17 protein-coding genes and 3 tRNA genes are annotated in these 16530 nt (G+C 70.0%); 9 read left to right on the forward strand and 11 right to left on the reverse strand.

Features of this window, described 5'->3' with window-relative positions:
* Nucleotides 1-26 precede the first annotated feature (26 nt).
* The 5 genes from ACNNMR_RS15975 (at nucleotide 27) to ACNNMR_RS15995 (ending at nucleotide 2284) form a co-directional block, all read left to right on the forward strand.
* Entirely contained in the window at nucleotides 27-665 is a 639-nt protein-coding gene (locus ACNNMR_RS15975; protein WP_419995279.1) for an HNH endonuclease signature motif containing protein, read from the forward strand.
* Entirely contained in the window at nucleotides 662-1327 is a 666-nt protein-coding gene (locus tag ACNNMR_RS15980; RefSeq protein WP_419995280.1) for an HNH endonuclease signature motif containing protein, read from the forward strand. The genes ACNNMR_RS15975 and ACNNMR_RS15980 overlap by 4 nt, the downstream gene beginning before the upstream one ends.
* Before the next feature lie 45 nt (nucleotides 1328-1372).
* A tRNA-Leu gene (locus ACNNMR_RS15985) sits at nucleotides 1373-1459 on the forward strand.
* Nucleotides 1460-1574: 115 nt separating this feature from the next.
* Nucleotides 1575-2249, forward strand: a complete 675-nt coding sequence (locus ACNNMR_RS15990) for a bifunctional DNA primase/polymerase (RefSeq protein WP_420000375.1) — start codon at nucleotides 1575-1577, stop codon at nucleotides 2247-2249.
* Nucleotides 2211-2284: transfer RNA gene (locus ACNNMR_RS15995), tRNA-Lys, on the forward strand. Before ACNNMR_RS15990 ends, ACNNMR_RS15995 begins: the two co-directional genes overlap by 39 nt.
* Nucleotides 2285-2412: 128 nt before the next feature.
* On the opposite strand, the gene ACNNMR_RS16000 is transcribed toward ACNNMR_RS15995, so the two are convergent.
* Entirely contained in the window at nucleotides 2413-3669 is a 1257-nt protein-coding gene (locus ACNNMR_RS16000) for a M6 family metalloprotease domain-containing protein (protein WP_419995281.1), read from the reverse strand.
* Between the two features lie 317 nt (nucleotides 3670-3986).
* Between ACNNMR_RS16000 and ACNNMR_RS16005 the strand changes: the two genes are divergently transcribed.
* A complete protein-coding gene (locus ACNNMR_RS16005; protein ID WP_419995282.1) occupies nucleotides 3987-5768 on the forward strand; it encodes a putative bifunctional diguanylate cyclase/phosphodiesterase in 1782 nt (593 codons plus the stop codon).
* Here the strand turns inward: ACNNMR_RS16005 and ACNNMR_RS16010 are convergent.
* The 8 genes from ACNNMR_RS16010 to ehuB form a co-directional block, all read right to left on the reverse strand.
* A complete protein-coding gene (locus ACNNMR_RS16010) occupies nucleotides 5765-6817 on the reverse strand; it encodes an LLM class flavin-dependent oxidoreductase (protein ID WP_419995283.1) in 1053 nt (350 codons plus the stop codon). The genes ACNNMR_RS16005 and ACNNMR_RS16010 overlap by 4 nt on opposite strands.
* Before the next feature lie 78 nt (nucleotides 6818-6895).
* Nucleotides 6896-7252: a hypothetical protein gene (locus tag ACNNMR_RS16015; protein WP_419995284.1), complete on the reverse strand. Its 357-nt coding sequence runs from the start codon at nucleotides 7250-7252 to the stop codon at nucleotides 6896-6898.
* A 107-nt stretch (nucleotides 7253-7359) separates the two neighbouring features.
* Nucleotides 7360-7436: transfer RNA gene (locus tag ACNNMR_RS16020), tRNA-Lys, on the reverse strand.
* Nucleotides 7437-7517: 81 nt separating this feature from the next.
* On the reverse strand, nucleotides 7518-8276 hold the full coding sequence (locus ACNNMR_RS16025) for an IclR family transcriptional regulator (protein ID WP_419995285.1): 759 nt from the start codon (nucleotides 8274-8276) through the stop codon (nucleotides 7518-7520).
* Nucleotides 8277-8450: 174 nt separating this feature from the next.
* Nucleotides 8451-9257, reverse strand: coding sequence for an ectoine/hydroxyectoine ABC transporter ATP-binding protein EhuA (gene ehuA / locus ACNNMR_RS16030; RefSeq protein WP_419995286.1), 807 nt, complete (start codon nucleotides 9255-9257; stop codon nucleotides 8451-8453).
* On the reverse strand, nucleotides 9244-9900 hold the full coding sequence (gene ehuD / locus ACNNMR_RS16035) for an ectoine/hydroxyectoine ABC transporter permease subunit EhuD (protein WP_419995287.1): 657 nt from the start codon (nucleotides 9898-9900) through the stop codon (nucleotides 9244-9246). Before ehuD ends, ehuA begins: the two co-directional genes overlap by 14 nt.
* The gene (gene ehuC, locus ACNNMR_RS16040; protein ID WP_419995288.1) at nucleotides 9897-10637 is read right to left on the reverse strand and encodes an ectoine/hydroxyectoine ABC transporter permease subunit EhuC; all 741 of its coding nucleotides are present in this window, start codon (nucleotides 10635-10637) and stop codon (nucleotides 9897-9899) included. Before ehuC ends, ehuD begins: the two co-directional genes overlap by 4 nt.
* Nucleotides 10634-11554 (reverse strand): ectoine/hydroxyectoine ABC transporter substrate-binding protein EhuB, encoded by a 921-nt coding sequence (gene ehuB / locus ACNNMR_RS16045; RefSeq protein WP_419995289.1) that lies wholly within the window; start codon nucleotides 11552-11554, stop codon nucleotides 10634-10636. The genes ehuC and ehuB overlap by 4 nt, the downstream gene beginning before the upstream one ends.
* Nucleotides 11555-11647: 93 nt before the next feature.
* On the opposite strand from ehuB, the gene ACNNMR_RS16050 reads away from it, so the two are divergent.
* Entirely contained in the window at nucleotides 11648-12169 is a 522-nt protein-coding gene (locus ACNNMR_RS16050; RefSeq protein WP_419995290.1) for a DUF3830 family protein, read from the forward strand.
* Nucleotides 12170-12205: 36 nt separating this feature from the next.
* Here ACNNMR_RS16050 and ACNNMR_RS16055 read toward each other — a convergent pair whose 3' ends face one another.
* Entirely contained in the window at nucleotides 12206-13573 is a 1368-nt protein-coding gene (locus tag ACNNMR_RS16055; RefSeq protein ID WP_419995291.1) for an amidase, read from the reverse strand.
* A 35-nt stretch (nucleotides 13574-13608) separates the two neighbouring features.
* Nucleotides 13609-14553: a D-2-hydroxyacid dehydrogenase gene (locus ACNNMR_RS16060; RefSeq protein WP_419995292.1), complete on the reverse strand. Its 945-nt coding sequence runs from the start codon at nucleotides 14551-14553 to the stop codon at nucleotides 13609-13611.
* Between the two features lie 240 nt (nucleotides 14554-14793).
* Between ACNNMR_RS16060 and ACNNMR_RS16065 the strand changes: the two genes are divergently transcribed.
* Together ACNNMR_RS16065 and ACNNMR_RS16070 are read left to right on the forward strand one after the other, a co-directional pair.
* Nucleotides 14794-15714 (forward strand): decarboxylase, encoded by a 921-nt coding sequence (locus ACNNMR_RS16065; RefSeq protein WP_419995293.1) that lies wholly within the window; start codon nucleotides 14794-14796, stop codon nucleotides 15712-15714.
* Nucleotides 15715-15761: 47 nt separating this feature from the next.
* On the forward strand, nucleotides 15762-16505 hold the full coding sequence (locus tag ACNNMR_RS16070) for a decarboxylase (RefSeq protein WP_419995294.1): 744 nt from the start codon (nucleotides 15762-15764) through the stop codon (nucleotides 16503-16505).
* Nucleotides 16506-16530: the final 25 nt, after the last annotated feature.

Here is a 16530-nt window from a genome sequence, read left to right on the forward strand (position 1 = left end):
CCGGAACAGTCGGAGGGGAGACCGGCATGAGGACAAGCCCGTACACGCGTGAGCGGCTGGAGGCGGCGGCGCAGACATCGCGGACGCTGACGGAGGCGCTGGAGCGGCTGGGGGTGGATCCGCGGAGTCCGACACGGAAGTACGTCCAGGCGCGGATGCGCCGGTTAGGAGTGGCGACAGATCACTTCGAGCGGGAAGGCGTGCGATGGACCCGCGAGGTCCTCAGCGCTGCCGTCGCCGGGTCGAAGAATGTGAATGAAGTGCTCCAGCGGCTGGGCCTGGATATGGTCGGCGGCCACCACACGCACATCAGCCGCAAGATCCAAGCATTCGGCATCGACACCTCGCACTTCACCACCACGTCGCGCAGACCAAGTCGGAACCGCAGCCTCGACGAGCTACTGGTGGAGGTGGAGCCAGGCACGAGGGGGCGGGTGAAACCCGACCGACTCAAGCGTGCTCTGCTACTCCTGGGCTCCGACGAGCGCTGCGCAGGATGCGGTATCGGCCCTGCCTGGCGCGGCGAGCCGCTCGCGCTCGAGGTAGATCACATCGACGGCAACTGGAGGAACAACCGGCCTGAGAACTTGCGGCTGCTCTGCCCCAACTGCCATGCGGCCACCGACACGTACCGCGGCCGAGGAAAGCGCCGGAGGGCAGCTTGAGGAATGGAGTCAGATACACCAAGGAGTCCCTGCAGGCAGCGGCCTCAGCCTGCGGGTCCATCGATGACGTCCTCATCTTCTTCGAGGTCAGTCCCCAACCCCAGCTCCGCAAGTACCTTCTCCGCCGCTTCGCGCATTACGGCATCGACACCTCCCACTGGCTGCCGCGTCCCAACCGGCGGCTGCCGCGACCAAGCGATGACGAGCTCCGCGAGGCAGTCGCGCAATCCACATCCATCGCTGGGGTTCTCCGCCGACTGCAGCGACCCGATAGCGCGAGCCAACGGGCAAGCCTGAGGAAATGGACACACGAGGCCGGCATCAGCACCTCCCGATTCCTGGGGCAGGCTCACGGGCGCGGAAAGATCATCATTGAGCGGCGCAAGCGCCCCGACGAGATCCTCGTTCGGGCCGGCACTGGCTCGCGGACTAAGACCCATCTACTCCGCCGGGCGCTCGCGCAGGTCGGAGTCCCCGAACAGTGCGCCGAGTGCGGCTGCCCGCCGAGCTGGCGAGGAAAGCCCATCACACTGGAGATCGACCACATCAATGGCGACCCGAGCGATAACCGCCCGGTGAACCTTCGACTGCTGTGCCCGAACTGCCACGCGATCACGGCCACGTGGTGCCGGGGCCGGGGCCGGCGAGCCAGCCCCGGGTAGCCCCTGATCGAGGGCGCCTGGCCAGGTAGCATGTTTCAGCAGCAGGCGGCCGTTGCTGAACTGGTATAAGCGCAGCACTTAGGATGCTGTGGGAGAAATCCCATGTGGGTTCGAGTCCCACCGGCCGCACCAGCAAGTGTCGTCGGCTTCGCCAGCAGGGCGGGGAGATTACGCCCCGTACCCCCGTCCTGTCCCGGTTTCCGGCGATCCGGGAAGGCGGAAAGCGCGCCCTCGCAATCGTATTGGCATGACCAACGATTCACGCCGGGGGAACGGGACCACCACCGCCGCCCGAGCCGCCGCGGACGTCACCCCGTCCGGCGCCGCCTGGCTCACCTCCGCCTCGCCCTTCCCGCGCAGCGTCCGCGCCCTGTGGAGCGCCCGGCCCAGCGCGCCGACGGTGCTCCCCACCGGCACCGTCTTCGACGTCGTCAGCCTCCCCGACCTCTATGCCCGCCGGGTCCTGGACCTGCTGTGGACCGAGGGCCCCGGCAGCGGGCCCGTGGCCGCGCTGCCCGACCGCATCATGATCTTCGCCGCCCCTGGCACCGCCGACCGGCTGCCCGCCCTGCTGCGCTGGGAGGAGTGGGGTCGTACGGGCTCCGCCGACGGCCAGGCGCGGTCCGCGCCGGCGCCGCTGTGCCACGGCCAGGGCGACGCCGTCACCATCCCGCCGCTGCAGAAGGGCGCGGCGCGGGTGCGGTGGCTGGTGGCGCCGGAGGTGCGCTACCCCTGGCTGCCCGGGCCGCAGGTGCTGCTGTGGGCCTGCACCAAGGCCCGTACGCAGGTCGCGGAGGGGGCCGAGGCCGCCCCTGACCCGACCCCCCGCGCTAATCGATTTTCGATCTCGGCCGACCGGGTGCTAGAGTTTTCACGTCACCAGGCGCCGTTAGCTCAGTTGGTTAGAGCAGCTGACTCTTAATCAGCGGGTCCGGGGTTCGAGTCCCTGACGGCGTACGTGCAGGAAAGGCCCCTCGCGAGAGCGAGGGGCCTTTTCCCGTTGCTCCCGGGCCGAGGGGCAGACGGCCCGGGAGCAAGCTTTCCGCGGGGCGGCCTGGGCCGGCGCGGGGCCGGCCCAGGCCGGGCTAGCGGCGGTCCACCCGTACGTTCCAGGCGCCGCCCGCACCCCGCCCCGTCACCGTCACCCGCGCCCCGTCGTCCTCGATGTCCATGCTCTCGCCGACGCCCAGCGGGGCGTCCGCGAGATCGGGATAGACCGAGGTGTCCCAGCAGGCCTCCTTGCCCGGATGGCCGTCCAGGACCTCGATCGGGCCGGTGCCTGAGGCGGCCTGCGCCTGGACCCGGTAGACGAGGACGCCCTCGGTGCAGGACTGGGTGTCGTTCCCGGACCGCTCCCTGGCCTCGATGGCCAGCGCGGACGTCCTGGAGGTCCGTACGACCACCAGCCGCGTGTCGCGCAGCGCGGACCGGTCGGCCGTACGGGAGAGCGGCGCTATGGCGTGGGTGCTGGAGCCGCGCTGGGGCACGCAGTCCACCTGGCCGTCGGCGATCCAGCCGAGCCGCCACTTGTGCCAGCCGAAGGGCTCGGGCGCCAGGCCGAACTGGCTGCCCATGAGGTCCCAGTCGCCGACGTAGGTGTCCCAGTCGCCCTTGCCGTCCTCGGGGCGGTGGTAGAGGTCGGGGAGGTCGAAGACGTGGCCGGTCTCGTGGGCGAGGACATTGCGGTCCGGCGGATGCTGCTCGAAGACCGTGACGATGCGGCGCAACTCGGTGCCGTCGGCGACCATCGGCTGGTCGAAGTTGACGACCTTGGTGGCGTCGGAGTCGACGCCCGGGGCGTCCGGGTCGGCGACCAGGTAGACCACGTCGTAGTCGCTGAAGTCGGTCTTCTTGTCGGCGGCCGATATCGCGTCGCGCAGATAGCGGGCGCGCTTGTCGGGGGCCCAGTCCCGCTGGATGCCGTACGAGGTGGACTTGCGGGGCATCTTGATCCAGCTGCGCTGCGGCTCGGCGCGCAGCTTGAAGCGGCCGTAGCTGGAGCGCTCGAAGAACTTCGAGGTGGCCGGGAAGTGGTCCGCGGCCAGTTCGCGCGGCGTGGTGACCGGCTCGGAGTCCGGGAAGGACAGGAAGACCATCCCGGCGCGCAGTGTCTTGTGCGGCCGGGGGTAGTCGGCGTTCCAGGTGGAGACGCCCTCGGAGTGGTGCGCGTCGGTGCGGGTGAGCGCGCACGGGCGGGGCACGTCGGCGTCGGCCGACGCGGATATCAGGGACCCGGCCACGACGGCGCCCACGACGCCGCCCACGCCCAGACCGGCGCGCAGCCGCCGCGGCTTCAGCCGCCGGTGGGTGGCCCGGGTCCCGGATATCTCTGAGTGCCCCACATCGACCTCGCAGGCTTCGCGTCGGAACGGATTAAGCCCACCCTGTGTCTATATAGGGCGATTCGTCCTGTTCCGATGCACCGGAAGGGTGACGAGGTTTTCCAGAAGCGGAACCAAGCGGGGCTACGCTGCGTCACAATCGATCGGGTGATGTGCGGCCGCAGACAGATTCGGACCGCTTCGGGCATGGTCCACCGATAAGGTGCCTGCCACAGCGACGTGTTGCTGGAACGGTCCGCCGCAAAGCCTCTATGATCGGCCTACTTTAAGTAGGCGGTGGCGACTCGAAACGAACTCCCCACGGACGGGAGCAAGCGGTGAACGGAACTCCCCCCGGGTCCGTCTGCGGGCCCGGAACCACTCTCCAGACGGTCACGGAGCGTCATCTCGCGGCGGCGGACCCCGGAGAAGGCGCGGCCGACTTCCGCGCGGCATTCGAGACCGCGCATCTAGCGATGGCGGTCATCGGCAGCGACGGCCTCGTACGCGCCGCGAACGAACGCCTCCTATCCCTCTTCGGCGCCGGCCGGCCCGACGGCCTCGCCGGCAGCTCCGCCGCCGAGCTCTGCGCCCTCCGCGAGGACTCCTGGACCTGGGGCTGCTTCCTCGACGTGCTGCAGGGCCGCCGCCCGCAGCTCCGGGTCAGCCGCCGCCTCAAAGCCGCCACCGGCCATCCCGCGTGGTACGAGGTGACCGTCACCCCGCTCACCGAAGGCGGCGCGCTGCTCTCCGTCGCCGACGTCAGCGAGCCCCGCGAGCTGCGCGCCCGGCTGCGCCACCTGCAGATGCACGACCCGGTCACCCGGCTCCCCAACCGGGCGCTGTTCTTCGAGCGCCTTGCCGCCGCCCTGGAGGCCGCCCGCGAGCACGGCAGCAGCCGCATCGGCCTCGCCTACCTCGACCTCGACGGCTTCAAGGCGATCAACGACACCCTCGGCCACCGCGTCGGCGACCGGCTGCTCACCGCCGTCGGCCGCCGCCTCACCGACCTCGCCGCCGAAGGCAGCTACCTCGTGGCCCGCCTCGGCGGCGACGAGTTCGCCGTCCTCGTCGAGGACTCCACCGGCACCGACCAGCTCTGCGACCTCGCGGGCGACGTCCTGGCCGCGCTGCAGAAGCCTTTCGACATCGGCGGCCAGCGGCTCGCCCTGTCCGCGTCGATCGGCGTCGTCGAGCGCGCCGCCACCGGCACCACGGCCACCGCCCTGATGCAGGCCGCCGACACCACGCTCTACTGGGCCAAGGCCGACGGCAAAGCCCGCTGGACCCTCTTCGACCCCGAACGCAACGCCCACCGCATGACCCGCCAGGCCCTCTCCTCCACGCTGCGGCCCGCGGTCGAGCGCGGCGAGTTCGCGCTGGAGTACCAGCCGCTGGTCGGCCTCGGCGACGGCGCGGTGCGGGGCGTGGAGGCGCTCGTACGGTGGCGGCATCCGACGCTGGGCGCGCTGGCGCCAAATCGTTTCATCGGACTGGCCGAGGAGAACGGCGCGATCGTCCCGCTGGGCCGCTGGATCCTGCAGACCGCGTGCAGGCAGGCGCGCGAGTGGCAGCGGGCGCGCCCGCACGAGCCGGTCTTCGTGAGCGTCAATGTGGCCGTACGCCAGGTCTGGGACTCCGACCTGGTCGCGGACGTGGCGGCGATCCTCGCGGAGACCGGCCTGCCGCCCGGGCTGCTGCAGCTGGAGCTGACGGAATCGGCGGTCATGGGCTCGGCCGGCCGCCCGCTGCAGGCGCTGCAGGACCTGCACGAGATGGGCGTGGGGATCGCCATCGACGACTTCGGTACGGGCTACTCGAACCTCGCGTACCTGAGCCGGCTCCCGGTGACGACGCTGAAACTGGACGGCTCCTTCGTCCGTGGCTTCCGCTCGGCGGAGCACCCGAACCCCGCCGACGAAACGATCGTCGAGGCCCTCGTCCACCTCGCCCACCAGCTCGGCATCTCGGTGACGGCGGAGTGCGTCGAGAGCGAGGACCAGGCACAGCGGCTGCGCCGCATCGGGTGCGATACGGCGCAGGGCTGGTTCTACTCGCGGGCGGTGGCGCCGGAGCGGGTGTCGGAGCTGCTGGGGGTGGAAGGCGTGGCGACGGTTTAGGAGGCCGTCGGCATGCCGTAGGCGTCGGCGAGCAGCTCGTACGAGCGCAGGCGGACGTCGCCGTCGTGCGCATTGCTCGTGATCATGAGCTCGTCGACGCCGGTACGGGCGACGAGCGCGTCGAGCTTGGCGCGCACCTCGTCCTGCGTCCCGTACGAGACATTCGACAGCCAGCTGCCGGCGAACTCCTCCTCCATCGGGCTCCAGGAGTGCGCCTCCGCCTCCTCGGGCGACGGCACGAGCCCCGGCTTCCCGGTCCGCAGCCGCACCATCGACAGCGCGTGCGTGCGCACCTGCCGGTACGCCTCCTTCGCGTCGTCGGTGGCCAGCGCGGAGGCGCCGATCATCGCGTACGGCTCGCTGAGCGCCTTGGAGGGCCGGAAGCTCTCCCGGTACAGCTCGAGCGCCGGGAGCGTATTGGCGGCGGAGAAATGATGCGCGAAGGCGAAGGGCAGCCCGAGCTGCCCGGCCAGCTGAGCGGAGAACCCGGAGGACCCGAGCAGCCAGATATCGGGCCGGTCGGAGCTCTGCACGCCGCCGTCGGCGGTGCCCTGGACCGGGCCGGGGACGGCGTGGATGGCGGCGTACGGATGCCGCGCGGGGAAGTCGTCATCGAGGAACGCGGTCAGCTCGGCGAGCTGCTCGGGAAAGTCGTCGGCCCCCGGATTGAGCCGATCGGTGCGCCGCAGCGCGGCGGCGGTGGCGCCATCGGTCCCGGGCGCCCGCCCGAGCCCGAGGTCGATACGGCCGGGCGCGAGCGCTTCGAGGGTCCCGAACTGCTCGGCGATCACGAGCGGCGCATGATTCGGCAGCATCACACCCCCGGACCCGAGCCGGATCCGCTCGGTGTGCGCGGCGAGATGCGAAAGGATCACCGCAGGCGAGGAGCTGGCAACACCGGGCATGGAGTGATGCTCAGCCACCCAGAACCGCGTAAACCCCCTGTCATCCGCCAGCTTCGCCAGCTCGACGGATGTCTGCAGCGCCTGCGCGGCGGTGCGCCCGGTCCCGACGGTGGCGAGATCCAGGACGGAGAGGGGGACGGTCATGGGGTGCGCCTCCAGGTGGTTCGGCCTCTACGAGGAGGAGAACTGGAGACGGGCTCCGGTTTATTCCGGCCGGCGAGGCTAGCCGTCCGTCTCGGGATTCTCCCCGCTCTTGATCAGGTCCCGGCCGAACTCGATCATCCGTTCCGCATAGTCCACCGACCAGTCGGCCCGCTCGGCGATGGCGGCCGGGGGCAGGCGGTCGAAGCGGCGGGGGTCGGCGAGCTGGGCGGCGGCTACCGCCTGGTACTCCAGGGCCCGGTCCGTGGCGGCCCTGAAGGCGAGGGCGAGGTCGGTGGCGCGGGCGAGGAGCTCGCGGGGGTCCTCCAGCGCCTCGAGGCCGAAGAAGTGCTCGGGGTCGGTGACGGCCTCGGGCGGTTCGAAGATGAGCGAGGCGGGGCGGCGGGGCGTCTTTCGGTGAGCCTCCGGCTCGGTCATGCGCGTCCTCCTGCTGTGTCTGGCCACCCACCATTGTCCCAGCGGCCGCAACCCCGCATGGCAAAAGCCCCGGCTGGTGTGGTCACACCGGCCGGGGCCTTTGCTTTTGGTACGCCGTCAGGGACTCGAACCCCGGACCCGCTGATTAAGAGTCAGCTGCTCTAACCAACTGAGCTAACGGCGCCTGCGCGACCAATAGTACCTGCTCCGCAGGGGTGCTACTGACCACTCACAGCGGCACTCACAGCGGCACTCACAGCACCACTCACAGCGCCAGCGACAGCAGCATCGGCGACGCCTGCTTGCTCAGCGCGTCAGTCGCGCTGCGCAGCCGGTGGGCGTGCTCGACCGGGAGGGACAGCGCGAGGCAGCCAACCTTCGCGCCGGCGGTCAGCGGCACGGCGGAGCAGACCGTGCCCAGGGCGTACTCCTGGAGGTCGAGCGCCGGGACGGTGGCCGGATGCCGGTCGAGGGAGGCGAGCAGCGCGCGCTCGTCGGTGATCGTGCGGGAGGTGAGGCGGGCCACCTTGTGCCGGGAGAGGTGGTCGCGGCGGGCGTCGTGGTCGAGCTGGCCGAGGAGGCATTTGCCGATGGCGGTGGCGTGGGCGGCGGAGCGGAAGTCGACCCATTCGTTGACGCGCGGGGTGGCGGGGCCGTCGGCGTACTGCTGGACGGTGATCTCGCCGTCGTCGTACCGGCACATGTACACCGCCGCGCCGGCCGCGGAGCGCAGCTCGTCCAGCGACCGCTGCAGCTTCTCGCGCAGGGCCCGCTCGCGGTCGGCGGAGGAGCCGAGGAGCAGGAGGGACTCGCCGACCACGTAGGCGCCGTCGGCGACCTGCTCGACATAGCCCTCGCGGCGCAGCATCAGCATCATGTGCGCGAGGTGGCCGACGGGCAGGCCGGTCTCGCGGGCGAGCTGGGCGTCGGTGACGCCGTCGCCGTGCCTGGCTACGGACTCGAGCACGCGGAAGGCGTGCTGCACCGAGTGGAACGGCGCCGTGGGTTCCGGCTTGACAGCCACAGCATCCCCCTGACCGAGCGTGACGCGGCGATGACACAACCACGATAGCGATGAATATGCCCAAGCCGGGCGGCAGTTGCGCACAAAACCAGGCGCGCTCCCGTCCGCTGACGGAAGCGCGCCTGGTGGCATATGCCCCGGCCATAAGCCGGTTTGCCGTGAGCTTGACCCGACTCAGAGGACCGCGCTCAGGAACTCCCTGGTGCGCTCGTGCTCCGGCTCACTGAAGATCTTCTCCGGCGACCCGGACTCGATGACCTTGCCCTCGTTGAACATGAGTACGTCATCGGAGATGTCGCGCGCGAATCCCATCTCATGGGTGACGCAGAGCATGGTGATGTCCGTGGACCGTGCGATGTCCCGGAGCACGTCGAGGACGCCGGCCACCAGCTCGGGGTCGAGCGCGGAGGTGACCTCGTCGAGGAGCAGGACCTGCGGGCGCATGGCGAGCGCCCGGGCGATGGCGACACGCTGCTGCTGACCGCCGGAGAGCTGGTTCGGGTACTTGTCGATGTGCTCGGTGAGACCGACCAGATCCAGCAGCTCCTTGGCCCGCTGCTCGGCCTCGTCCTTGGACATGCCGAGTACGTGCACCGGAGCCTCGGTGATGTTGCGCAGCACCCGCATGTTCGGGAACAGGTTGAAGTGCTGGAACACCATGCCGATGTTCTTGCGCACCTCGCGGATGTGCTTCTCGCCCGCCTTGACGAGCTTGCCGTTCTTCTCCTCGTGGAAGAGGTACTCGCCACCGACCTTGATGGTGCCCTCTTCGGGAGTCACCAGGGTCATCAGCGCCCGCAGGATCGTGGTCTTGCCGGATCCGGACGGGCCGATGAGGGTGATGTGCTTGCCGGACTTCACGCTGAAGTCCAGCTCGTCCAGCACGGTGTTGCTGCCGTAGCGCTTCGTCACCTTGTCGAAGCGAATCAGTTCGCTGCCGTCGACGGCGGGGTTGTCGGTTTCGCTGTTACTTGTAGACAAGACGACGCTCCAGAGCTCGCAGGAGGACAGATGCCGGGTAAGAGATGACGATGAAGGCGATGCCGATGATGGTGAGGGGCTCGACGAACGTGAAGTTCGACTGCGAGAACTGCTTGGCCTCGCCGAGCATCTCCATCACAGTGATCGCCATCAGGATCGGGGTGTCCTTCAGCATGGAGATCACGTAGTTGCCGAGCGCGGGGATCACACGCCGGATGGCCTGAGGGAGCACGACCGCCATCCACGTACGGGAGAGCGGCAGGCTGAGCGCCCGGGCCGCTTCCCACTGGCCGACCGGGATGGCCTCGATGCCCGCCCGGTAGACCTGCATCGTGTACGTCGAGTAGTGCAGGCCGAGCACCAGCACGCCGGTCGTCTCCGCCGAGAAGGTGATGTTCCACTCGGGGAAGACGAAGAACGCGAAGAACAGCTGCACCAGGAGCGGGGTGTTGCGGATGAACTCCGTGACGAGGCCGAGCGGCCAGGTCACCCAGCGGGTGCCGGTGCGCATGAGCAGCGCCCATACGAGGCCGAGGCCGAAGGAGACCAGCGAGCCCAGGACCAGCATCTGCAGGGTGACGAGCACGCCGTCCCAGAAGTGCGGCATGAAGTCACTGACGTTGTTCCAGTCCCAGCGATTCATGAGACACCTCCGCCGACCGGCGTCCGCCGCGCCGCCTGGTCCACATCACTCTGCGGGCTGAGCTTGCGTGCGATCCAGCCCTTCTCCACCGGCCTGCCGATGCCCGCCTTCAGCTTCCGCTCCAGGCCGCGCATCAGACGGGTGAGGAGGAAGGCGATGATGAAGTAGATGACCAGCAGGTAGGCGTAGATCTCCTTGCTCTCCTGCAGCGCGAGCCGGACCAGGCTGCCGCTGTAGGCAAGGTCGGCCATGCCGATGATGGATACCAGTGCGGTGCCCTTCAGCAGCTCCACGAGCAGGTTGGAGAACGGCGGGATCATCTCCGGCACCGCCTGCGGCAGCAGGATCAGCCGCAGCCGCTGCACCGGCGAGAAGGACAGCGCGACGCCGCCCTCCTGCTGCGCCTGGTCCACCGACTGCAGTGCGCCGCGCACGATTTCCGCGCCGTACGCGCCGTAGGTCAGGCCGAGCGCAAGGCTGCCGGCCCACATCGGCACCAGCTGCCAGCCGATCAGCTGCGGCAATACGAAGTAGACCCAGAAGATCATGATCAGCGCCGAGGTGCCGCGGAAGATCTCCGTGTAGGCACCCGCGAGGAAGCGGACGATCCGCAGCCGGGACGTACGGCCGGTGCCCGCGATGAAGGCGACGGCGGTGGCGATCAACGAGCTGAAGACGAGCAGCTGAATGGTGACCCAGGCGCCCTTCAGGACAATTTCCCACAGACCGGAAGTCATACTTCGCACAACTCCTTCGCGGTCATCTTGGTCATCTCGTCCTTGGTGAAGCCGAACGGCTTCAGGACGCGGAAGAGCTCACCGCTCTCCCGCATCTTCCGCAGCTCCTCGTTGAAGGCGTCACGCAGCTTGGTCTGCCCGGAGCGGAACGCGAATCCCCCGCCGTCCACGTGCGGCTTGCCGTTGACAGTCGGCGCGAACGGCTTGGTGGCCTCGACCTTGCGACTCGTCTTGACGACCTCGCGGACGGTCAGCGCGGTGCCGGTGAACACGTCCGCACGGCCGGCCTCGACCGCGTTACGGCCCGCGACCTGGTCCTGGACGATGAGGATCTCGCTCTCCTTGTACCCGGCCTCCGCCGCGTAGCCGATCTCCAGATACCCGGGGCCGGTCGCCAGCTTCGCCTTCGCCTTCACCACATCCTTGTAGTTGTGGAGCCCCTTCGGATTGCCCTTGGGGACGATGAAGGCGTCCTTCATCCGGTAGTCGGGGTCGGAGAAGATGACCTGCGAGCAGCGGTCCTTGTTGATGTACATGCCGGCGGAGACGACATCCAGCTGCTGACTCTGCAGGGCCGGGATCAGCGAGCCGAACTCCTGCGGCACGGGCTGCACTTTGTCGACGCCGAGCCGCTTGAAGATGATCTTGGCCAGCTCGGGGGCCTCGCCCGTGAGATTGCCGTCCTTGTCGATGTATCCGAACGGAATCTCGCCCGCGATGCCGATGCGGGCCACGCCTTGCGCGCGCAGCCGTTCCAGCAGATCGCCCGGTTCCTCCTCACCCGCAGTTGACACCCGGCTGCAGCCGGCCGCACCCAGCGCGCCCAGCCCACCGACAGCCGCCGCTCCGGCAAGCAGTGATCGCCGGGACAGTGCTCTCCGTGTGATTCCCTTGTTGTTGTCCAGTGGTGGAGCCATGGCCGCGCGACTACCCGACTTGGCTGAAGATATGCGGAGCGTTTTCAGCCTGCGATCTGCTCGTGACCATGGCCGTCGAGGGAGGTAGCGGCTGTGACCGACCGATTCATCGAAGTTTCCCTGGCCAAGAGGGGTGTGACCTGTACGGCGAAGCTGCTCCAGGACCGCGCCCCGATCACCTGCGACGCCGTCTGGAACGCCCTTCCGCTGGGTGGTGACGTCTACCACGCAAAGTACGCCCGAAACGAGATCTACACCCTCATCCCCACTTTCGCGCCCTCTGAGCCCCCGCTCGAAAATCCCACCATCACTCCCATTCCGGGCGACCTCTGCTATTTCACCTTCACGGACACCCAGCTGGGCACGAAGTCGTACGGCTACGAGCAGGCGGCGGCCGGCTACGACCAGTCGGCCGCCCACCAGGGCCGCGCCCAGGTGGTCGACCTGGCCCTCTTCTACGAGCGCAACAACCTGCTCATCAACGGCGACCAGGGCTGGGTCCCCGGCATCGTCTGGGGCTCGATCGTCGAGGGCCTCGACGAGATGGCAGAGGCCTGCCAGGACCTGTGGCGCGCGGGCGCCCTCGGGGAGACCCTGAACTTCCGCCGCGCCTGAGCCGCTTACAGGATCCCGCGGCGCGCCGCGGGATCCTCAGCGCAGCGCGTGCGCCGCCCGCAGCACCAGCGCGTCGCCGTGGCGCGCCGCCACCAGCTGCGCCCCGATCGGCAGGCCCTGCGCATCCGTCCCGCAGGGCAGTGTCGCGGCCGGCTGCTGCGTCATGTTGAAGGGGTACGTGAAGGGCGTCCACCCCGTCCACCGCCGGTAGCCGGATCCCGCCGGCACCTCGACGCCCGCCTCGAAGGCGGTGATCGGCATCGTCGGCGTCAGCAGCAGGTCGTAGCGCTCGTGGAAGGCGCCCATCGCCTTCCCCAGCGCCATCCGCACGTCCACTGCCGCCAGATACTCCAGCGCGCTGCACCGCTCCCCCTCGGCCACGATCTCCCGGAGCCCGGGGTCGAGCAGCTCCCGCTGATCTTGGCCGATTCGCTCCACCACCCGCGCGGCCCCGCTGAACCAGAGCGCGTGAAAGGCGTCCACCGGATCGGTGATCGGCGGGTCGGTCTCCTCGACGTACGCACCGAGCTCGCTCAGCCGCTCCGCCACCCTGCGTACCGCGGTCGCCACCTCGGCGTCCACGGCCACCTGGCCGCCGAAGGACGGGCTGTACGCAACCCGCAGACCGCGCACGCCGTCCCCGTCGAGCGCGTCCTGGATGCTCCCGGCCGGCGGCGCCAGCTGCGACCAGTCGCGGGAGTCCGCGCCGCTGATGACGTCCATCAGCAGCGCCGAGTCGGCGGCATCCCGCGTCATCGGCCCCACGTGCGCCAGCGTCCCGAAGGCGCTCGCCGGATAGATCGGCACCCGCCCGTATGTCGGCTTCAGCGCGAAGATCCCGCAGAAGGACCCGGGGATACGGACCGAGCCGCCCCCGTCCGTCCCCAGGCTCAGCGGCCCCGCCCCCATCGCGACCGCCGCCGCCGAGCCGCCGCTCGACCCGCCGGCCGTCCGGGAGGGGTCGTACGGATTGCCCGTCACCCCGCTTCCGGGGCTGTCGGTGACGCCCTTCCAGCCGATCTCGGGCGTCGTCGTCTTGCCGAGGAAGACCGCGCCGTGCTCCCGCATCCGTGCCACGGCCGGGGCATCCTCGTCGCCGGGCGCCTCCAGGTCCTTCAGCCGCGAGCCGCGCAGCGTGGGGTGGCCCTTCATCAGCAGGATGTCCTTGACGGTGCTGGGCACCCCGTCGATCAGCCCGGCGGGCTCGCCGCGCCGCCACCGGTCGGTCGAGGCGGCCGCCTGGGCGAGTGCCTCGTCGGCGTCGATCAGGACGAAGGCGTTGGTACGGGCGGCCGCCTCCTCGGCCCGCGCCAGCGCCGCCTGGGTGGCCTCCACGGGGGTGAAGTCCCCGGCCCGGTATCCCCGCAGCAGCTCGGTCGCGCTCAGCGCCGTCAGGTCCGTCATCCCGGCCTCCTCTTCCACGGACGACCGCCGTCCGCTCATCCCCGTACGTACCCCGCCCGCTTGTCCACCACGTTGAACAGCGGCTCGCCCGCTGCCCAGCGGTCGAAGTTGTCGCAGAACTGCTCGGACAGCGCGTCCCGCCAGCCCACCACATCTCCGCTCATATGCGGGGAGATGAAGAGCCCCTGCACGTCCCACAGCGGGTCGCCGGCGGGCAGCGGCTCGGCTTCGAAGACATCGAGGGCCGCGCCCGCCAGCTCCCCCGACTCGAGCGCCGCCGCGAGCTCCCGCTGGACCACCAGCGCGCCGCGGCCGACGTTGATGAACCGGGCCCGGTCCGGCATCGCCTCGAAGGCGGCCTTGCCGAACATCTCGCGCGTGTCGTCCGTCAGCGGCGCCGCGCTGACCACCCAGTCCGCCTTCGGGAGCAGCTCGGGCAGGGCGGCGATGGCGCGCACGCCCTCCCGTTCCGTACGGCCGACGAGGTCCACGACGACGCCGAGCCCGGAAAGGGTGCGCCCGATGGCGCGGCCGATCGGCCCGGAGCCGACGACGACCGCGCGGGTGCCGGCCACCCGCAGGGTCTCGCGGTGCTGCCAGCGGTGCTGCCGCTGCCGCTCGTATGTGCCGCGGAAGTCCTTCGCCATGGCGAGGACGAGCCCGGCCACGTACTCGGCGATGGGCTGGTCGAAGACGCCGCGGGCGTTGGTCAGCTGCGTATCGGAGTCGACCAGGCCGGGGAACATCAGCCGGTCCACGCCCGCGCTCGCCGTGTGCACCCAGGAGGGCGTCGGGCCGCTGGCCGGCCAGGCGTCGCGTACGGCGTCGGAAAGGAAGTCCCAGACGAGCAGGACATCCGCCTGGGGGAGCAGCTCGGCCAGGCCGGATTCACCCGCGGTGATGACGCGGACCCGGTCCGTGAGACGGGACAGGTCGGGCGGGGGATCGTCCTCTAGAACAAGGACGGAGGTTTGGGACATGAAGGGGAAACCGTTTCGCAACGAGGATCGGCTGTACTGGGCGGCGAGCAGCGGTCGGACACGGCGTTACACGGCGTTGCAGAGGAGGCGGGAGGGCGTCCGAGATGCGAGGATTGACCACGCTAGGGGCGCGGCTCTACCGTCGTCAATAACCGCATCTGCCCCGACGTCCCGGCCCTGTACCGGCAGCATGGCGAGTTCCTCAGTCTCATAGCCCTACGTACCGAAATGGGGCGCCTCATGGATGTCTCTTTTCTGGGTGGACCGCAACCACAGCGTGGTGTGGGTGTAGTAGCCCCTTTTGATTTTGCGCTCGACCGCGAGCTGTGGCGGTGGGCGCCTGACAATGTGTCGCTGCATCTGACCAGGACCCCGTTCGTGCCGGTCGAGGTGAGCCTCGACCTGGCCCGGCTGGTGAGTGAGCATCAGACGCTGCGGGAGGCGGTGCGGGCGCTGTGCGCCGTGTCGCCCGAGGTGATCGCGTACGCCTGCGCCTCGGGGAGCTTCGTGGACGGGCACTTCGGCGAGCGGGCCATGTCGGCGGCGATGTCCGACGCGTCCGAGACGCCCGCGCTGACCACGTCCTCCGCGATGATCGCGGCGCTGCACGAGATCGGGGCCCGGCGGGTCGCGCTCGTCACGCCATACACGCAGTCGGTCACCGAGGCGCTCGAAGCCTTTCTGCAGGAGGACGGGATCACCGTCACCGGGCGCGCCTTCCTCGGCCTTACGCGGCATATCTGGAAGGTCCCTTACCGCCATGTGGTGGACATGGCGCGGGCCGCGGTGGCGCCGGCCGCGGGCAATCAGGCGCCGCCGGACGCGCTGTTCATCAGCTGTACGAACCTGCCGACGTACGACGTCATCCCGCAGCTGGAGGCCGAGCTGCGGATGCCGGTGCTGTCGGCCAACCAGGTCACCATGTGGGCCGCGTTGCGGCGGGTCGGCGCCCAGGCCGTCGGCCCGTACCAGGCGCTGCTCGACCCGGCGGCCCGATGCGGCCCGGCGTCGATGAACCCGGACCTGCCCGCTCCCCCGGCGCCCGCGCCGCCCGTACGCCCCGACACGCAGGAGGCGGCGCTCGCGGGCCCGCCGATGGGGGCGGAGCCGGAACTCCCTGATCCGCCGCCGGATCAGGGGTGGCCGGAAGACCTCGCGTAACTGAAGACCTCGCGCAGAGCACTGGAAGACAACCCGAAGGGACCCGCATGCCCGCTGCACCCACCGCCGGCTTCCTCTACCCCGGCTTCTCCGCCGAGGACGACTACCCGCGCCTGGAGCGCATGATCGGCGGCGGCGTGCGGCTGCCCCTCGTCCATACCGATATCGGCGAGGATGCCCACCGCGTGGATGCCCTCCTGGAGATGGGCTCCGCGGCCCGGCTGGCCGCCAAGGTCGACGAGGTGAAGCGGCTGGGCGCGCAGGTCGTGGTGTGGGCGTGCACGAGCGCCAGCTTCGTGTACGGGTGGGACGGCGCGAAGGAGCAGGTCAGGCAGCTGTCGGCGGAGGCGGGACTGCCCGCGTCGAGCACCTCGTTCGCCTTCGCGGGCGCCGTGGAGGCGCTGGGGGTGCGGCGGGTCGCGGTCGCCGCCACGTATCCGGACGACGTGGCGGAGCTCTTCGCCGGCTTCCTGAAGTCCGCGGGCGCCGAGGTGGTGTCCCGGCAGGCCAGCGGCATCATCACCGCGGCCGAGGTGGGCACCTGGGGCCAGGAGGAGGTGCTGGCGCTGGCGCGCGGCGGCGACCACCCGGACGCGGAGGCGGTGCTGCTGCCGGATACGGCGCTGCACTCCGCCGCGTACATCACGGCGCTGGAGACGGAGCTCGGGAAGCCTGTGCTGACGGCGAATCAGGTGACGGTGTGGGAGGGGCTGCGGCTGCTCGGGGAGCAGGTGGGTCCGGTGCCGGAGCTGGGAGAGCTGTTCCAGCGATCAAGCCCGCCCGGCGCTTGAGGGCGAGCGCCGCAGGCGCGATTAG

The organism is Streptomyces boninensis (assembly GCF_048572725.1).
Lineage (GTDB): Bacteria > Actinomycetota > Actinomycetes > Streptomycetales > Streptomycetaceae > Streptomyces > Streptomyces boninensis.

Bases quoted from the DNA above. Each gene is read 5' to 3' on its own strand.
- ehuD (WP_419995287.1), bottom strand. From the start codon at position 9,900: ATGAATCGCTGGGACTGGAACAACGTCAGTGACTTCATGCCGCACTTC.
- ACNNMR_RS16055 (WP_419995291.1), bottom strand. From the start codon at position 13,573: ATGACGGACCTGACGGCGCTGAGCGCGACCGAGCTGCTGCGGGGATAC.
- ehuB (WP_419995289.1), bottom strand. From the start codon at position 11,554: ATGGCTCCACCACTGGACAACAACAAGGGAATCACACGGAGAGCACTG.
- ehuC (WP_419995288.1), bottom strand. From the start codon at position 10,637: ATGACTTCCGGTCTGTGGGAAATTGTCCTGAAGGGCGCCTGGGTCACC.
- ACNNMR_RS16065 (WP_419995293.1), top strand. From the start codon at position 14,794: ATGGATGTCTCTTTTCTGGGTGGACCGCAACCACAGCGTGGTGTGGGT.
- ACNNMR_RS16015 (WP_419995284.1), bottom strand. From the start codon at position 7,252: ATGACCGAGCCGGAGGCTCACCGAAAGACGCCCCGCCGCCCCGCCTCG.
- ACNNMR_RS16010 (WP_419995283.1), bottom strand. From the start codon at position 6,817: ATGACCGTCCCCCTCTCCGTCCTGGATCTCGCCACCGTCGGGACCGGG.
- ACNNMR_RS16070 (WP_419995294.1), top strand. From the start codon at position 15,762: ATGCCCGCTGCACCCACCGCCGGCTTCCTCTACCCCGGCTTCTCCGCC.
- ACNNMR_RS15975 (WP_419995279.1), top strand. From the start codon at position 27: ATGAGGACAAGCCCGTACACGCGTGAGCGGCTGGAGGCGGCGGCGCAG.
- ACNNMR_RS16060 (WP_419995292.1), bottom strand. From the start codon at position 14,553: ATGTCCCAAACCTCCGTCCTTGTTCTAGAGGACGATCCCCCGCCCGAC.
- ACNNMR_RS15990 (WP_420000375.1), top strand. From the start codon at position 1,575: ATGACCAACGATTCACGCCGGGGGAACGGGACCACCACCGCCGCCCGA.